The organism is Pseudomonas sp. D3 (assembly GCF_029320995.1).
Lineage (GTDB): Bacteria > Pseudomonadota > Gammaproteobacteria > Pseudomonadales > Pseudomonadaceae > Aquipseudomonas > Aquipseudomonas paraveronii.
In genome coordinates, this window is record NZ_CP119772.1 from 5308121 (window position 1) to 5325858 (window position 17738).

The window sequence follows — 17738 nt, forward strand, 5'->3', positions numbered from 1 at the left end:
CCCGCCCTGTGAATGGCGGGGCTTTTTGCTTTGCAGCTCACGGTGATGGGCTTGCCTGCGATGGCGTCATCAGCGCCCGGCAGTCGAGCGGGACAGGAACACATCGGCCAGCAGTTGATTGCGCGGCAGCCCCGCCAGGAACAGGCGCTTGGAAAACGCCTCGACGCTGGCCGGATGCCCGCAGAGCAAGGCCAGCGTTTGCCGGGAAACCAGCCGCAGTTGCGCCAATGCCGGGGTCAACTCCGCCGCCGTCCACAGCTCCACCGTCAAGTTCGGATGGCGGGCGGCCAGCGCTGCCAGGGGCTCGGCCAAGTAGTGACCGCTGGCATCGTGGGCCAGGTGAATCACGCGGATCGCGCCTTGATGATCCTGACGCAATGCCTCGCGCAACACCCCCCACAACGGGCCCAGGCCGGTGCCGGACGCCAACAGCCACATCGGCCGGGATTGCCAGTCGGGGTCGTATTGCAGCGCGCCGCCGCGCAGTTCGCCCAGGCGCAGGCGGTCACCGACGCGCAACTGTCGAGCGGCATCGCTGAATGCGCCGGGCTGACGGCAATCGAGATGAAACTCCAGGAACGGATCTTCCTGGGGCAGGCTGGCCAGGGAGTACGGGCGCGCCACCGGCCCCGCCCACAACACCAGATGCTGCCCGGCCCGATAGCGCAGGCCGCGCTCCGGTTGCAGGCGCAGGCGCAACACCTGCGCGCTCAACCAATCCACGCCCACCACCTCGGCCGACACGCCGTCGCGGCTCGGGTCAAACGCTTCGACCTGCAGGTCCGCCGTCACCCGGCACTGGCAGGCGAGGCGCCAGCCGTCCTCGCGTTGCGCCGGGCTGAGGGCGTCGGGCTGCTGGTCCTCGACCTCGCCCCGGCAACGTACCAGGCACGCATGGCAACTGCCGGCGCGGCAACTGTAGGGCACAGCGACGCCGGCCTGGTTCAGGGCATCCAACAGGTTGCTGCCGGTGGAGACCGACCAGTGGCGTTCGCCGACGTGCAGTTCAGGCATACAAGGTCTCTGATCAAAAAAGCGTACACAGGGAATCACGCCCGGCAGAGTTTGACCATAGTCGGGTGTATCGGCCACCGTGCCGGGTTATACTGCCGCGCCTTTTTAGCGTCGCGCCAGCATCACTCGGCGTGCCTTGGAAAGGTGGTTTCAGCCGACCGATACACCCCTCTGAAGCCGCCTTTATTGAATGTTCCCTTATAGAGGAGCGCGACTCATGACCGTGATCAAGCAAGACGACCTGATTCAGAGCGTTGCCGACGCCCTGCAATTCATTTCCTACTACCATCCCGTTGACTTCATCCAGGCAATGCACGAAGCCTACCTGCGCGAAGAATCGCCAGCAGCCCGTGACTCCATCGCCCAGATCCTGATCAACTCGCGCATGTGCGCCACCGGCCACCGCCCGATTTGCCAGGACACCGGTATCGTCACCGTGTTCGTGCGCGTAGGCATGGACGTGCGTTGGGACGGCGCCACCATGGGCCTGGACGACATGATCAACGAAGGCGTGCGTCGCGCCTACAACCTGCCGGAAAACGTCCTGCGTGCTTCGATCCTCGCCGATCCGGCGGGCGCGCGCAAAAACACCAAGGACAACACCCCGGCGGTGATCCACTACTCCATCGTCCCGGGTAACACCGTGGAAGTGGATGTGGCCGCCAAGGGCGGTGGTTCCGAGAACAAGTCGAAAATGGCCATGCTCAACCCGTCCGACTCGATCGTCGACTGGGTGCTCAAGACCGTTCCGACCATGGGCGCCGGCTGGTGCCCACCGGGCATGCTCGGCATCGGCATCGGCGGCACCGCCGAGAAAGCTGCCGTGATGGCCAAGCAAGTGTTGATGGAATCCATCGACATCCACGAGCTGAAAAAGCGCGGCCCCTCCAACCGTATCGAAGAGATGCGCCTGGAGCTGTTCGAGAAGGTCAACCAACTGGGTATCGGCGCCCAGGGCCTGGGTGGCCTGACCACCGTGCTCGACGTGAAGATCATGGACTATCCGACCCACGCCGCCTCGCTGCCGGTGTGCATGATCCCCAACTGCGCCGCCACCCGTCATGCGCACTTCGTGCTCGACGGTTCGGGCCCGGCATCGCTGGAAGCACCATCGCTGGACGCCTACCCGGAAATCGTCTGGGAAGCCGGCCCGTCGGCCCGTCGCGTCAACCTCGACACCCTGACCCCGGAAGACGTGCAGAGCTGGAAGCCGGGCGAAACCGTGTTGCTCAACGGCAAGATGCTCACCGGTCGCGACGCCGCGCACAAGCGCATGGTCGAGATGCTGAACAGGGGCGAAACCCTGCCGGTGGACCTCAAGGGGCGCTTCATCTACTACGTCGGCCCGGTTGATCCGGTGCGCGATGAAGTGGTTGGCCCGGCTGGCCCGACCACCGCGACGCGGATGGACAAGTTCACCCGCCAGATCCTCGAGCAAACCGGCCTTTTGGGCATGATCGGCAAATCCGAGCGTGGCCCGACCGCCATCGAAGCGATCAAGGACTACAAGGCCGTGTACCTGATGGCCGTGGGCGGCGCTGCTTACCTGGTGGCGCAAGCCATCAAGAAGTCGCGCGTTGTCGCTTTCGCCGAGCTGGGCATGGAAGCGATCTACGAGTTCGAGGTCAAAGACATGCCGGTCACCGTTGCGGTGGACAGCAAGGGCGAATCCGTCCACATCACCGGTCCTGCCATCTGGCAGAAAAAGATCAGTGAAAGCCTGGCGATAGAAGTGCAGTAAACACTTCTTCGTACCGATAAAGGCGACTGCGGCTACACGGCCCAGTCGCCTTTTTTATGGCGCATGCTATGGTGCCCCCCCTAATTGCAACTGTTCATCTTCGTATGATCGCGATCACCCGTCCCCTGCGCCTGACCGTCTACTCCCTATTGATCATCGCCGGTGCGGTGCTGGCCGCCGCCTTGGCCACACGCCACGCTGAACGCCAGGCCCTGGTAGACGATGCCGCCCGCGCCAATCAGCAGCTCACGCTATATGGCAACTCGTTGCACACCCTGATCGAACGCTACCGTGCGCTGCCCGCCGTGCTGGCGCTGGATTCGGAAATGATCAGCGCGCTGAAAGGCCCGCTGGATGCTGCGACCCAGGGCGTGCTCAACCGTAAACTGGAACGTATCAACGGCGCCGCGCAGTCCTCCACATTGGAACTGATGGACCGCACCGGCCTGGCCGTGGCCGCCAGCAACTGGAACCTGCCGAGCAGTTACGTCGGGCATAACTACGCGTTCCGGCCGTATTTCAGGCAGACGTTGAGCCAGGGCACCGGGCGCTTTTTTGCGGTCGGGGTGACCACCGGCGTGCCGGGGTATTTCCTTTCCAGCGCGGTGCTCGATGAACACGAGCAGTTCCTCGGCGCCATGGTGGTCAAGCTGGAATTCCCCGAGCTCGAGCGTGAGTGGGCCCAAGGCAATGACCTGCTGCTGGTCAGCGACGCGCGCGGTATCGTGTTTATCGCCAACCAGCCGGGCTGGCGTTATCGCAACCTGCGCCCGCTGTCGGCTAGCGATCTGGCCGAACTACAGGCCACCCGCCAATACGACAAGAAACAATTGCAGCCGCTGGAGACCCAGGCCCTGCAACGTTTCGACGAAAACAGCCACCTGATGCGCGTCAACGGCCCCGATGGCAACGCCAATTACATCTGGGAATCCCTGCCGCTGAAGGCCGAAGGCTGGACCTTGCACCTGCTGCGCAAACCTCAGTTCCCCTTCGAAGACCAACGCAACGCCGGCCTCGCTGCCGCCGGTTCGTGGCTGGCGTTGGTGTTCCTGGTGCTGTTTCTGACCCAACGCTGGCGTCTGGCCCGCATGCGCCAGCGCAGCCGCGAAGAGCTCGAACAGCTTGTCGAGGAGCGCACCCAGGCGCTGCGCACGGCCCAGGATGGTTTGGTGCAATCGGCCAAGCTGGCGGCGCTGGGGCAGATGTCCGCCGCCCTCGCCCATGAAATCAACCAACCACTCACCGCGCAGCGCATGCAATTGGCGACCCTACGTCTGCTGCTGGACCATGGCCGCGTGGGCGATGCCTACAAGGCGCTCACACCACTGGACGACATGCTCACGCGCATGGCCGCGCTAACCGGCCATCTCAAGACCTTCGCCCGCAAGAGCCCCAGCGGCCTGCGCGAACGCCTGGACCTGGCCACGGTGGTCGACCAATCCCTGGAGTTGCTCGACGCACGCCTGCGCGATGAAGGCATCGGCACCGTGCTGGACCTGACCCGCCCCGCCTGGGTCCGTGGCGACGCGATCCGCCTGGAACAGGTACTGATCAACCTGCTGCGCAATGCCCTCGACGCCATGGCCAACAAACCGCGCAAACGCCTGGAAATCCGCCTGCACGCCGATGAGCAACTGTGGCAGTTGACCGTCAGCGACAGCGGTGGCGGCATCGCCGAGGAACATTTGAACAACGTGTTCGACCCCTTCTTCACCACCAAGCCCGTGGGCGATGGGCTCGGCTTGGGGCTGGCGGTGTCCTACGCTATCGTGCACGAACTGGGTGGGCGCCTGAGCGCCGGTAACCGTGGCGACGGCGCGGTGTTTACCCTGACGCTGCCTATCGCGCTGGAGACGCCGGAGCTATGTTGAACGCGGTGATTGTGATCGATGACGAAGCCAGCATTCGCACGGCCGTCGAGCAATGGTTGAGCCTGTCGGGATTTGAAGTGCAGTTGTTCAGTCGCGCTGAGGCCTGTCTCGCGCAACTGCCCAAGGACTTTCCCGGGGTGATTTTGAGCGACGTGCGCATGCCCGGCCTCAGCGGCCTGGAGCTGCTGGCCGAAGTGCGGCGGCGCGATGCCGACTTGCCGGTGATCCTGCTGACCGGCCATGGCGATGTGCCGATGGCCGTCGAAGCCATGCGCGACGGGGCCTACGACTTCCTGGAAAAACCCTTCAGCCCCGAAGCCCTGCTCAACAGCCTGCGCCGCGCCCTCGATAAACGTGGGCTGATCCTGGAAAACCGCCGCCTGCATCAACAGGCCGATCATCGGACACAATTGGAAAACAGCCTGCTGGGCGTGTCCCGCAGTTTGCAGAACCTGCGCCGCCAGGTGCTGGACCTGGCGACGCTCCCAGTCAACGTGCTGATCCGCGGCGAGACCGGCAGCGGCAAGGAACTGGTCGCCCGCTGCCTGCACGACTTCGGCCCGCGGGCGAAAAAAGCCTTTGTCGCGCTCAATTGCGCGGCGATCCCCGAGCAACTGTTTGAAGCCGAGCTGTTCGGCCACGAGAGCGGCGCGTTTACGGGGGCCCAGGGCAAGCGTATCGGCAAGCTGGAATACGCCCACGGTGGCACGCTGTTTCTGGATGAAATCGAAAGCATGCCCCTGGCCCAGCAAGTCAAATTGCTGCGCGTGTTGCAGGAGCAAAAGTTGGAGCGACTGGGCTCCAACCAAAGTATCCACGTCGACCTGCGCATCATTGCCGCGACCAAGCCGGACCTGTTGGACGAGGCCCGCGCCGGGCGTTTTCGCGAAGACCTGGCCTATCGGCTGAACGTCGCACAACTGCGCCTGCCGCCCCTGCGCGAGCGTCGTGAAGATATACCGCTGCTGTTCGATCACTTTGCGCAAAGCGCCGCCGAACGCCTGGGCCGCCACGTTGAACCGCTGAGTGGCGCGCAATTGGGGCGCCTGCTCAGCCATGACTGGCCGGGCAACGTGCGCGAACTCGCCAACGTCGCCGAACGCCAGGTGTTGGGGCTTGGCGAGCCAGAGCCCGAAGGCATCGAGGCCGGGCAATCATTGGCGGCACAACAGGAAGCCTTCGAGGCCCACTGCCTGAAAGCCGCACTGACCCGACACAAAGGCGATATCAAGGCGGTGCTGGCCGAACTGCAACTGCCCCGGCGCACCTTCAATGAGAAAATGCAGCGGCATGGGTTGGTGCGGGAGATGTTTCTCTAGGCCATGCCCTGGGTTACTTCCAAAGACGCCAGCGCAGGCAAGCCATAAGCGGATTTCCGCTCACCCAGCCCAAAACCATCAGCGACTTTCCGCTCAAAAAAACCTGCAAACCCTTCTAGACCGCGCCTTCCCCCGCCTGGCACAGCTCCTGCTATAGCCCCAATCAGGCTGTGCCCAGGCACGCTCCATAAAAACAACTATCTGAAGGATCCTTCAATGGATAACTCCAATACCCTGCCTCTGGGGTCGGCGGCTGCGCCGGCGAAAGAACGCACCACCTCCAGCCGCATCAAATCGATCTTCAGCGGATCGGTCGGCAACATGGTCGAGTGGTACGACTGGTACGTCTACGCGGCGTTCTCGCTGTACTTCGCCAAAGCCTTCTTCCCCAAAGGCGACACCACCGCCCAACTGCTCAACACCGCTGCGATCTTCGCCGTGGGCTTCCTGATGCGCCCAATCGGCGGCTGGCTGATGGGCCTGTACGCCGACCGCGCCGGTCGTAAAGCCGCCTTGATGGCCTCGGTACTGTTGATGTGCTTCGGCTCGCTGATCATCGCCCTGAGCCCGGGCTATGAAACCATCGGCGTCGGTGCGCCGATCCTGCTGGTGTTCGCCCGCCTGCTGCAAGGCTTGTCGGTGGGTGGCGAATACGGCACCTCGGCCACTTACCTGAGTGAAATGGCGACCAAGGAACGTCGCGGTTTCTTCTCCAGCTTCCAGTACGTGACCCTGATCTCCGGCCAGCTCATTGCCCTGGCGGTGCTGATCGTGCTGCAACAGACCCTCACCACCGAGCAACTGTACGATTGGGGCTGGCGTATCCCGTTCGCCATCGGCGCCCTGTGTGCAGTGGTCGCGTTGTACCTGCGTCGCGGCATGGAAGAAACCGAGTCGTTCACCAAGAAGGAAAAAGCCAAGGAAAGCGCGATGCGCACCTTGATGCGCCACCCCAAGGAACTGATGACCGTGGTCGGCCTGACCATGGGCGGCACCCTGGCCTTCTACACCTACACCACCTACATGCAGAAGTACCTAGTGAACACCGTCGGCATGAGCATTTCCGACTCCACCACCATCTCGGCAGCGACGCTGTTTCTGTTCATGTGCCTGCAACCCCTGGTCGGCGCGCTGTCGGACAAGGTCGGCCGGCGGCCGATCCTGATCGCCTTCGGCATCCTCGGCACGCTGTTCACCGTGCCGATCCTCACCACCCTGCACACCATCCAGAGCTGGTGGGGCGCGTTCTTCCTGATCATGGCGGCGCTGATCATTGTCAGCGGCTACACCTCGATCAACGCGGTGGTGAAGGCTGAGCTGTTCCCCACCGAAATCCGTGCGCTGGGCGTGGGCCTGCCGTATGCGCTGACCGTATCGATCTTCGGCGGCACCGCTGAATACATCGCACTGTGGTTCAAGAGCATCGGCATGGAAACCGGCTACTACTGGTACGTGACCGCGTGTATCGCGGTGTCGTTGGTGGTCTACGTGACCATGAAGGACACCCGCAAGCATTCGCGGATCACCACGAACTAACCGCTGAACGCAGTAACCAATGTGGGAGGGGGCTTGCCCCCGATCGCGGTGTATCAGTCAACTTATCTCAAGCTGACCCACTGCCATCGGGAGCAAGCCCCCTCCCACATGTGCAATCAGGACAACTCTGCCACTTCGCGCCGCACATAGCGCCGCTGAACATACAAAGCCCCGACAATCATCACCAACAACACCGCCGCCAATACCGCCGACGAGCCGATGGTGCCGAAGTCCAGCCCGCCCTTTTCATGGGGTTTGGTCAGGAAGTCGCCCAGGGTCGCGCCAAATGGGCGGGTCAATACGAACGCCACCCAGAACAGCAACACCGACGAAATCCGCGTGAAGTACTTGAGCGCCACCACCGCCGCGATAGTCGAGCCGATCAACAAGGCGCCACCGGCGAAGCCGAGCCCCGAATCGTCGGCAAGGAAGTCGCCCAGAGCAGTGCCCAAGGTGTTGGAGAACAGGATCGCCATCCAGTAGAACAACTCGCCGCGAAAGGTTTGCACCTTGTTCACGTTCAGCGAATCACCGCTGAGGTGCCACAACGCGAAGATGATCATCAGGATCACGATCAGGATCATCGACCCCGTGGCGTAGCCCAGGCCGAGGCTGCGGTCCATGAAGTCGGACATGGTGGTGCCGGCGGTGCTGGTGGACAGGATCACGATCCAGTACAGCACCGGGTTGTAGGCTTTCGACCAGAGTTGCGTCACCAGGGTGACCAGGAACACGCTGATCAGGATCATCGAGCTGATGGCATAACCGACGTTCAGGGTCATCGACAGCAAGTCCCCGGCGGTTTCGCCCAGGGTCGTCGCGCAGATTTTCATGACCCAGAACGCCAGGGTGATCTGAGGAAGTTTGTTCATGCAGTGCAAGGCTCCGAAGCTCAATCTATCAATGGGCCGACTTATAGGGGGGTGTCGACCTGGCGCGCAGACTGAACGGGGCGCTGTGAAAAATAGGTGGGCGCTGAATGAAAATTCCATAGGGCCGATGGAAATTCGCCGCCATGGCTTGCACTATGACGGCCCCCAGAAAAGCACAGCAGGAACCCCGGCCATGTCTGACGACAGCTATTACTATGAACCCGCCAAGGGCCACGGCCTGCCCCATGACCCGTTCAATGCCATCGTCGGCCCACGGCCGATCGGTTGGATTTCGTCTCACGACCGCGAAGGTCGCCTGAACCTGGCGCCCTACAGTTTCTTCAATGCGTTCAACTACATTCCGCCGATCATTGGGTTTTCCAGTGTCGGGCGCAAAGACAGCCTGAACAATATCGAACAGACCGGCGAGTTTGTGTGGAACCTGGCCACTCGCCCGTTGGCCGAGCAGATGAACCAGAGCTGTGCCGCCGTACCACCAGAGGTGAATGAGTTCGAGTTGTCCGGCCTGACGCCAGTGGCCTCGAAGATCGTCGGCGTGCCGCGGGTGGGCGAGAGCCCGGTGTCGTTCGAGTGCAAGGTCACGCAGATCATCCAACTGCAGCGTGCCGACCAGGTACTGGTACCCAGTTGGCTGGTGCTGGGCGAGGTGGTCGCGGTGCATATTGCCAAGTGGCTGCTCAAGGATGGGATCTACGACACCGCCGCCGCCGAACCGATCCTGCGTGGCGGTGGCCCGGCGGATTACTTCAAAGTGGGCCCTGAGGCGCTGTTCAAAATGTATCGCCCAGGCGCCACCCAAGCCTGACTGCAATGCAATAAAAAATGTGGGAGGGGGCTTGCCCCCGATGGCGGTGTGTCAGTCAGCCTATCTGTAGCTGAAACACCGCTATCGGGGGCAAGCCCCCTCCCACACTGGATCGACGGCGTGCGTCAGTTTGTGGCAGTTGCCCAGGTCAACTGACCTTCTGCATCGACGTCGGTCAACAACTCAAGTTGCAGCGTCGCCGCATCGTCGGCATCGGACGCCGTCTTGAACGTCTGTCCATCCAGGATCTTGTGAAACTGCGGTGCGCCCATGCCATCCAGCGCCTTGACGGCGACGGCGGCGCTGTAGCCCCCTTCGCCCGGTACTACGGCGGAAACGGCTTCGTGGTGAGCAAATTGTTTACGTGCCATGTTGCAGGTCCTGGCCAATGGAAAGTCGGCCATTCTAAACCCTAACCGGCGAGTTGCAGGTACTCGCCGTAGGCATTGGTGGCGGATGCATCGGTGAAGGTCTGGAAGTCCATGCTGCGCACGACCATGTCGTTCAACAGCTCGGAGAAGATCATCAGGGCCGGCGAGTTGAAGTAGGCACTCATCGCCTGTTCGCTGCTCCAGAAGCCCGAGACCAGCCAGACATCAGGGTCGACCCGGGAATGCTGCAACGAAAACTGCAGGCAACCCTGAGCCTGACGGCCCGGTTCGATCAAACTGCTCAAGCGAGCACCGAGTTCGGTGCTGCAACCGCTGCGGGCGCGGATAAAGGCCATATGGCTCGCGGGAATGGGGGTGGACATGTTCGACTCTCCCGTTGAGAAGTGATGCTCGGCAAGCACGGTGAGGGCGTGTTGCCACAGGATCAAAGATAACGGCGCAGGTCGAGGCGCGGTTAGTCGATTCCTGCCGGCTTATTGCACAATCCTGCGAAAAGCCTAGACAGGACGCTTGCCCGCCGGCTTTATTCCAAAGGCAGGCGCCATGTTTCAGGGCGATGACAGTTCTCCTGCTTGCCTGATTCACGATGTGCCGCAGGATCAGGCAAGGATTGTGCAGAATCGACATACCACGGTTTGAACAGCCGCCGCTAAGCTGAGCCCATCAAAAAAGCCTGCAGAGGACGTCCCATGTCGTCGCCCGAACCTAAGTCCGAGCCCCTCGATGCCGAGATGGAAAAACAGCGCGCCGAACTGGCCAGCATCGTGCATCGGCATACCTGGGAAGACGGCTCCTACGGTACGGCGATCACGTCACTGTTCCTGAACCGCCACAACACGCCGCGCGACTTCAGCCCGGTGCTCGTGGAACCCGCCCTGTGCATCCTGGCCAACGGCCGCAAGGAAGTGCGCCTGGCCGACGAAATCTTTGCCTATGACCCGCTCAATTACCTGGTGTTTTCGGTGTCGATGCCGGTGGCCGGGCGGATCATCGATGCCACCCCGCAAGACCCTAACCTGTCGATCCGCATCAACATCGACCCGGCGCAGCTCACGGCCCTGATCGCAGAAGCCGGGCCGATGGGCGTGCCGTCGCGCCCGACCCCGCGTGGGATGTACGTCGACCGCATCGACAACCAACTGCTCGACGCCGTACTGCGCTTGACGCGCCTGCTCGATTCGCCCAAAGACATCGCCATGCTGGCGCCGTTAATCAGCCGCGAAATTCTCTACCGCTTGTTGCGTGGGCCACAGGGTTACCGGCTGTATGAAATCGCCGTGGCCAACAGTCAGAGTCATCGGGTCAGCCAGGCGATCAAATGGCTCAATGGCAACTACGAACAGCCGCTGCGCATCGATGACCTGGCCAAGGAAGTGAACCTGAGCGTCTCGACCTTGCACCACCGCTTCAAGGCCATCACCGCCATGAGCCCGCTGCAATACCAGAAGCAGTTGCGCTTGCAGGAGGCGCGTCGGCTGATGATCGCCGAAGGGCTGGAAGCCTCGGCGGCCGGGTATCGGGTGGGGTATGAAAGCCCGTCGCAGTTCAGCCGCGAGTACAGCCGGTTGTTTGGTGCGCCGCCGCTGAGGGATTTGGCCAGGTTGCGTCAGAGCGTGTGATTCACTGCCGATCAGATGTGGGAGGGGTGGTGCGACGGTTCGACTTGCTCCCGATTGCGGCGTGTCAGTCACAGCTGTTTTATCTGAACCACCGCAATCGGGAGCAAGCCCCCTCCCACATTTGCCCAATGGTGTTCTTCAGTCGAGGGTTCGGGGGAGCTGCAAGGTGACCCGCAAGCCACCCTCGCGCAAATTCTGCAAACTCACTTCGCCGCCATGGCTGTGCGCAATGTTACGTGCGATGCCCAGGCCCAGGCCGTAGCCCTGCTGCTGGCCGGCGAGGCGGAAATGCGGTTCGAAGACCTGCTCCAGGCGCTGTTCCGGTACCCCCGGGCCTTCGTCGTCGACGTGCAGGATGAACTCCGCGCCATCGTCCTCGATATGCAAATGGGCGTTCTGCCCGTACTTCAATGCGTTGTCGATCAGGTTGCCGATGCAGCGCTTGAGCGCCAGCGGCTTGCCCGGATACGGCGCCAAGGCCCGCCCATGCTGGGTCACGCGGCCGTTGCCGTTGGGCGCCAGGTACGGCTCCACCAGGCAGTCGAGCACATGGTTGAGGTCGACCGGTTCGATATTTTCGTGGATGTCGGTGTCTTTCACGCACTGCAGCGCGCCTTTGACCAGCAACTCCAACTCGTCCAGGTCGCGGCCGAATTTGCTTTGCAGGTTTTCATCTTCGAGCAATTCAACCCGCAGGCGCAGGCGCGTGATCGGTGTGCGCAAGTCGTGGGAGATCGCGCTGAACAACTGGCTGCGCTCAATGAGGTAACGGCTGATGCGTTCGCGCATGGCATTGAATGCGCGCCCCACTTCGACCACTTCACTGCCGCCGCCTTCGGCCACCGGTTCCACGTCGGCGCCCAGCGACATGTCCCGCGCTGCCCGCGCCAGGCGCTTGAGCGGCCGGCTCTGCCAGTGGACCAACAGACCGATGAACAGCAGCAAAAAGCCGCTGGTCAGCACGATAAACCACACTTGCTGCGAGGGCAGGCCTTGTTCCTCGAGACTGGTGTACGGCTCGGGCAACAGCGAGGCGATGTACAGCCATTCGCCGGGAGCGAGTTGGATCTGGGTGACCAGCACTGGCGGGTTCACCGGTTCCAGGGTCAGCGCGTAATGCGCCCAGGAACGTGGCAGTTCATCGAGCTTCAACCCGGCATTGAAGATGCGCAGGTCTTCGGCGCTGACAAATTCCACCGAGATATGCACATCGGCGCCCAAGGTCTGGCGCAGCACTTCATCGACCGCTTTGAGCACCGCTTGCTTGCGCGGGGTCTGCGGCAAGATCGCCATGTCCAGCGGGCGGTCATTGAGCGTCACCACAAAACGTGTGCCGCCCATGCTGCGCAATTGGTCGAGAACCAACGGGCGATAAGCCACCGGCAACGAGCGGAAATAGCTCACGCTGGCCGTCATCGAATGCGCCAGGCTACGGGCGCTGGTGACCAGCCCTTCGAGCTGGGTGGCGCGCAATTGCGAAACCCAGATCACGCTGGACAGCGCCTGGGCGAACAGCACCGCGAGCAGCGTCAGCAGCAGCATGCGCCCGAGCAGCGAGCGCGGCACCGGCAAGCGGCGGCGCCGTTCGCTCAGGTGTTCAGTGGGCATTGCCGGCAACCACGCTGGCTGCCAGTTGATAGCCGCTGCCGCGCACGGTGCGGATCAACCTCGGCGGTTTTTCCGTGTCGCGCAGGCGTTGGCGCAGGCGGCTGACGGCCATGTCGACAATCCGGTCGAGCGGCATCAGGTCGCGGCCACGTGTGGCGTTGCCGATGGTGTCGCGGTCGAGGATTTGTTGCGGGTGGTCGAGAAACAGCTTGAGCAGGGCAAAGTCGGCACCGGAGAGGATCACCTCTTCGCCGTCGACGTGAAACAGTCGGTGGCTGATCGTGTCCAGGCGCCATTCATCGAACGCCAACACGTCGCCATTGCCGCTGCGCTCCTGGCCGAACTGGCAGCGGCGCAACAGGGCCTTGATCCGCGCCTGCAACTCGCGGGGGCTGAAAGGCTTGCCGATATAGTCATCGGCGCCCAGTTCCAGGCCGATCACGCGGTCGGCTTCGTCGGAACTGGCGGTGAGCATGATGATCGGCACCTGCGCCTGGCGCGGGTGCTGGCGAATCCAGCGACACAGGCTGAAGCCGTCTTCGTCCGGCAACATCACATCGAGGATGACCAGGTCGCACGGAGCCTCGTCCATCGCCTGACGGAACCCCGCACCGTCCGGCACGCCACGTACCTGGAAACCGGCGCGACTGAGGTAGGTTTGCAGCAATTCGCGGATTTCCTGGTCGTCGTCGACGAGGAGAATCGATTTACTGAATACGCTCACGGGGTCCTCCTTGTTGTTATGGCCATGCTGTAGGAGCGAGCTTGCTCGCGAAAATCCTGAGGCTGCCGCGTATCACCTGATGCGCTTCGTTATCGTCAACATTCTTCGCGAGCAAGCTCGCTCCTACAGGGCGAATGCCTGTTCGAGCGCCACCCCAGCCCCGGTCAACCCGGAATACGGCGCGGTTACCAGCCATACCGGAATGCCCTTGAAGTAGTCGCTCATGCAGCCTTTGTCACTGAAGCTCTTGGCAAAATCGCTGTGGATAAAGAAGTCGGCAAACCGCGGGATCACCCCGCCGACGATATACACACCGCCCCGTGCGCCGGTGGTCAGCACGTTGTTACCGGCTACGCGGCCCAGCCAGATACTGAACTGGTTCAACACTTCCATCGCGACAGGGTCGCCGGCCAAGCCTGCCGCCGTGATCGCTTCCGGCGTATCCAGCACCGGCGTGTGACCATCCACCGCACAGATCGCCCGATACACCCGTGGCAAACCTGCACCACTCAAGGCGCTTTCAGCGCTGACATGGCCGATCTCAGTGTAAATGTGCTGCCACAGCTGGGCTTCCCGTGGGCTGCTCAGGGGCAGGTCGACATGCCCGCCCTCCCCCGGCAACGCGGCCCAACGGCCGCCGCCCAGGTCGAGCAAGGTGCCGACGCCCAGGCCGGTGCCCGGACCGATCACCACCGCCGGGCGCAACGGTTCCGGCGTGCCAGGGCAGACCACACGGAATTCGTCGGGCTTCAAGCGGGTCATGCCCAGGGCCATGGCCGAGAAGTCATTCACCAGTAGCAGTTCATCCACTTGCAAGGTGTTGCAAAACGCAGTCTTGCTCAGGCGCCAGTGGTTGTTGGTGAATTTAAATTCATCACCGCTCACCGGCCCGGCCACCGACAGGCACACCGCGCCGATGTCGCCGATCGCCAGGCCTTCTTCCTTGAGGTAGACCTTGATCGCGTCCTCAGGGCATTTATGATCCGCGGTGGCATGCACCCGGATCGAATGCAGTGCCTGATCCCGCCACAACGCAAAACGGGCGTTGGTACCGCCGATGTCACCGACCAGCGCAAGTTTCACTTAAGCGTCTCCAAGGCACAGGTAAAGGCGCTGGCGCCCTGCTCTGCGGAGCTTGCGGCCAAGCGCATAAATGCAAACAGCTCGCGACCGGCCCCCACGTTATTGCCCAACAGGCCCGTGGCAGGTGTGCGCGCTGCAAATTCTTCGGCGTCCACCTTAAGCTCCAAGGTGCCTTTGACGCCATCCACGCGAATGATATCGCCATCGCGCACGCGAGCCAGCGGACCGCCGCTGTGGGCTTCGGGGTTGACATGGATCGCGGCGGGGATCTTACCCGAGGCGCCGGACATCCGCCCGTCTGTCACCAGCGCCACGTTGAAACCACGGTCCTGCAACACGCCAAGGAACGGGGTCATCTTGTGCAATTCGGGCATGCCGTTGGAGCGCGGCCCCTGGAAGCGCATCACCGCGACAAAGTCTTTTTCCAACTGGCCGGCCTTGAACGCATCGGCCAGATCCTGCTGGTCCTGGAACACCACCGCCGGGGCTTCGACGATCTGGTGCTCGGGGGCCACGGCGGAGACCTTCATCACGCCACGGCCGAGGTTGCCTTCCATCACGCGCAAGCCGCCTTCCGGCGAGAACGCACGGGCCACGGGGCGCAGGATGGTTTCGTCGAGGCTTTCGATCGGGCCCTCGCGCCAGATCAGCTCGCCGTCGACCAGGAACGGTTCCTGCGTGTAGCGGCTCAGGCCCTTGCCGGCCACAGTGTTGACGTCTTCGTGCAGCAGGCCGGCTTCGAGCAGTTCGCGGATCAGGAACGACATGCCGCCCGCCGCCTGGAAGTGGTTGATGTCGGCCTTGCCGTTTGGATACACGTGCGACAGGGTCGGCACCACTGCAGAGAGGTCGGCCATGTCCTGCCAGGTCAGGATGATACCCGCCGACATGGCGATAGCCGGCATGTGCAGGGTGTGGTTGGTGGACCCGCCGGTGGCGTTGAGCGCGACGATGGCGTTGACGATGGATTTTTCGTCGACGATCTCGCCGATCGGCGTGAAGTTGCCGTTGGCCTTGGTCAGACGCGTGACCTGATGCGCGGCTTCGCGGGTCAGCGCGTCACGCAGCGGCGTGTATGGGTTGACGAACGAGGCACCGGGCAAATGCAGGCCCATCACTTCCATCAGCAACTGGTTGGTATTGGCGGTGCCATAAAAGGTGCAGGTGCCGGGGCTGTGGTAGGACTTCATCTCCGATTCCAACAGCTCTTCGCGGCTGGCCTTGCCTTCGGCGTAGCGCTGGCGCACGTCGGCCTTCTGCTTGTTGGAGATGCCCGAGGGCATTGGCCCGCCGGGGACAAAGATCATCGGTAGATGGCCGTAGCGCAGGGCGCCCATCATCAGGCCGGGGACGATCTTGTCGCAGATGCCCAGCATCAGCGCAGCATCGAACATGTTGTGGGACAGCGCTACCGCCGTGGACATGGCAATGACTTCGCGGCTGAGCAGGCTCAGCTCCATGCCCGGTTCGCCCTGGGTCACGCCGTCGCACATGGCGGGCGTGCCGCCGGCGAACTGGCCGACCGAACCGACTTCGCGCAGGGCCTTTTTGATCTGTTCAGGGAAATGTTCATACGGCTGGTGCGCCGAGAGCATGTCGTTATATGACGAAACAATTGCCACGTTGGCGGCGTTCATCATGCGCAGGCTATTTTTATCTTCGGTGCCGCAACCGGCCACGCCGTGGGCAAAGTTGGCGCATTGCAGCTTGCCGCGCATCGGGCCGTCGCTGGCTGCGCCGCGAATGAGCGCAAGGTAAGCCTCGCGGGTAGCACGACTGCGGGCGATAAGCCGTTCGGTGACCTCAAGAACGCGGGGATGCATGTGTAGAACTCCAGGCTAGCGGATGTGGCGACCTGAGCGTCTATGCTGATCAAACGCCCGCAGCACATGGGATGGCAGGGAGTCGTTTGGATCATCGGACCAGTTGATTCAGGTCACTCGTTGTAGATTGAACAAAATATTGCCATTAAAAAGGCTTGTTTTCTATTTTTATGCGAATAATCTTGTAATTCTTACAACAAATCGACGACAGGCAGCTTCCAATGACTCTTCGAATCGCAATCAATGGTTTTGGCCGTATCGGCCGCAATGTCTTGCGCGCACTGTATACCCAAGGCTATCGCCAGGATTTGCAGATCGTCGCCATCAATGACTTGGGCGACAGCTCGATCAATGCCCACCTGCTCAAATATGACACCGTCCACGGTACTTTCGATGCAGAGGTCGCTCACGATCAGGAAAGCCTGACCGTCAATGGTGACCGGATCGCCGTCAGTGCCATTCGCAACCCGGCCGACCTGCCCTGGGCTGCGCACAATATCGACGTGGTGTTCGAATGCACCGGCCTGTTCACCGACCGTGCCAAGGCTGCGGCCCATATTAGCGCCGGCGCGCGCAAGGTGATCATCTCCGCCCCGGCCAAAGGCGCGGATGCCACCGTGGTCTACGGGGTAAACCATGACATTTTGCGTCAATCCCACCAGATCATCTCCAACGCTTCCTGCACCACCAACTGCCTGGCGCCGGTGGCCCAGGTGCTGCACCGCGAGCTGGGCATCGAAAGCGGCCTGATGACCACCATCCATGCCTACACCAACGACCAGAACCTCACCGACGTCTACCACACCGACCCCTACCGCGCGCGCTCGGCCACCCAGAACATGATCCCGAGCAAGACCGGCGCCGCCGAAGCGGTCGGCCTGGTGCTGCCGGAACTGGCGGGCAAGCTGACCGGCATGGCCGTGCGGGTGCCGGTGATCAACGTATCGCTGGTGGACCTCACCGTACAGTTGAAAAAAGACGCCACGGCCGAGGAAGTCAACGCGCTGCTCAAGGAAGCCAGCCAGCACTCGAAAATCCTCGGCTACAACACCCTGCCGCTGGTTTCCAGTGACTTCAACCACAACCCGCTGTCGTCGATCTTCGACGCCAACCACACCAAGTCCAGCGGCAAACTGCTGAAAGTACTGGCCTGGTACGACAACGAGTGGGGCTTCTCCAACCGCATGCTGGATAACTGCCTGGCGCTCTGCAACGCCGAGTAATCCCTTGCTAGAGGGCGTTTGTGGGAGGGGCGGTTCGACTTGCCCCCTCCCACATTTGACCTGCGCAAGTCCGCAGAAATAGCCACT

At 62.2% G+C, this 17738-nt stretch carries 15 protein-coding genes; 7 read left to right on the forward strand and 8 right to left on the reverse strand.

Features of this window, described 5'->3' with window-relative positions; translation table 11 throughout:
* Positions 1-69 precede the first annotated feature (69 nt).
* A complete protein-coding gene (locus P3S72_RS24510) occupies positions 70-1014 on the reverse strand; it encodes an iron-sulfur-binding ferredoxin reductase (RefSeq protein WP_276194646.1) in 945 nt (314 codons plus the stop codon).
* 217 nt (positions 1015-1231) lie between these two features.
* Here P3S72_RS24510 and P3S72_RS24515 point away from each other — a divergent pair, with 217 nt between their 5' ends.
* From P3S72_RS24515 to P3S72_RS24530, 4 genes are all read left to right on the forward strand, one after another.
* The gene (locus tag P3S72_RS24515) at positions 1232-2755 is read left to right on the forward strand and encodes a fumarate hydratase (protein ID WP_276194647.1); all 1524 of its coding nucleotides are present in this window, start codon (positions 1232-1234) and stop codon (positions 2753-2755) included.
* Between the two features lie 104 nt (positions 2756-2859).
* Positions 2860-4626: an ATP-binding protein gene (locus P3S72_RS24520; protein WP_276194648.1), complete on the forward strand. Its 1767-nt coding sequence runs from the start codon at positions 2860-2862 to the stop codon at positions 4624-4626.
* Complete coding sequence (locus P3S72_RS24525) at positions 4620-5945, forward strand: sigma-54 dependent transcriptional regulator (protein ID WP_276194649.1); 1326 nt, start codon at positions 4620-4622, stop codon at positions 5943-5945. Before P3S72_RS24520 ends, P3S72_RS24525 begins: the two co-directional genes overlap by 7 nt.
* Positions 5946-6161: 216 nt before the next feature.
* Entirely contained in the window at positions 6162-7481 is a 1320-nt protein-coding gene (locus tag P3S72_RS24530) for an MFS transporter (RefSeq protein ID WP_276194650.1), read from the forward strand.
* Positions 7482-7597: 116 nt separating this feature from the next.
* On the opposite strand, the gene P3S72_RS24535 is transcribed toward P3S72_RS24530, so the two are convergent.
* A complete protein-coding gene (locus P3S72_RS24535) occupies positions 7598-8353 on the reverse strand; it encodes a hypothetical protein (protein WP_276194651.1) in 756 nt (251 codons plus the stop codon).
* Between the two features lie 193 nt (positions 8354-8546).
* On the opposite strand from P3S72_RS24535, the gene P3S72_RS24540 reads away from it, so the two are divergent.
* On the forward strand, positions 8547-9179 hold the full coding sequence (locus P3S72_RS24540) for a flavin reductase family protein (protein WP_276194652.1): 633 nt from the start codon (positions 8547-8549) through the stop codon (positions 9177-9179).
* Positions 9180-9304: 125 nt separating this feature from the next.
* On the opposite strand, the gene P3S72_RS24545 is transcribed toward P3S72_RS24540, so the two are convergent.
* Together P3S72_RS24545 and P3S72_RS24550 are read right to left on the reverse strand one after the other, a co-directional pair.
* Positions 9305-9550, reverse strand: a complete 246-nt coding sequence (locus P3S72_RS24545) for a hypothetical protein (protein WP_247404446.1) — start codon at positions 9548-9550, stop codon at positions 9305-9307.
* A gap of 41 nt (positions 9551-9591) precedes the next feature.
* Positions 9592-9933, reverse strand: coding sequence for an antibiotic biosynthesis monooxygenase family protein (locus tag P3S72_RS24550; RefSeq protein ID WP_276194653.1), 342 nt, complete (start codon positions 9931-9933; stop codon positions 9592-9594).
* Positions 9934-10260: 327 nt separating this feature from the next.
* Here P3S72_RS24550 and P3S72_RS24555 point away from each other — a divergent pair, with 327 nt between their 5' ends.
* Positions 10261-11190 carry an AraC family transcriptional regulator gene (locus P3S72_RS24555; protein ID WP_276194654.1) on the forward strand — a complete coding sequence of 310 codons (930 nt, stop codon included), beginning with the start codon at positions 10261-10263 and terminating at the stop codon, positions 11188-11190.
* 138 nt (positions 11191-11328) lie between these two features.
* Here P3S72_RS24555 and P3S72_RS24560 read toward each other — a convergent pair whose 3' ends face one another.
* From P3S72_RS24560 to edd, 4 genes are all read right to left on the reverse strand, one after another.
* Positions 11329-12756 (reverse strand): ATP-binding protein, encoded by a 1428-nt coding sequence (locus P3S72_RS24560; protein WP_276197992.1) that lies wholly within the window; start codon positions 12754-12756, stop codon positions 11329-11331.
* 31 nt (positions 12757-12787) lie between these two features.
* Positions 12788-13522, reverse strand: a complete 735-nt coding sequence (locus tag P3S72_RS24565; RefSeq protein ID WP_253398529.1) for a response regulator transcription factor — start codon at positions 13520-13522, stop codon at positions 12788-12790.
* A gap of 123 nt (positions 13523-13645) precedes the next feature.
* Positions 13646-14605, reverse strand: a complete 960-nt coding sequence (locus tag P3S72_RS24570; RefSeq protein ID WP_276194655.1) for a glucokinase — start codon at positions 14603-14605, stop codon at positions 13646-13648.
* Entirely contained in the window at positions 14602-16428 is a 1827-nt protein-coding gene (edd, locus tag P3S72_RS24575) for a phosphogluconate dehydratase (RefSeq protein ID WP_276194657.1), read from the reverse strand. The genes P3S72_RS24570 and edd overlap by 4 nt, the downstream gene beginning before the upstream one ends.
* A 221-nt stretch (positions 16429-16649) precedes the next feature.
* Here edd and gap point away from each other — a divergent pair, with 221 nt between their 5' ends.
* Positions 16650-17651, forward strand: coding sequence for a type I glyceraldehyde-3-phosphate dehydrogenase (gap, locus tag P3S72_RS24580; protein ID WP_046490029.1), 1002 nt, complete (start codon positions 16650-16652; stop codon positions 17649-17651).
* The last annotated feature ends 87 nt before the right edge of the window (positions 17652-17738 follow it).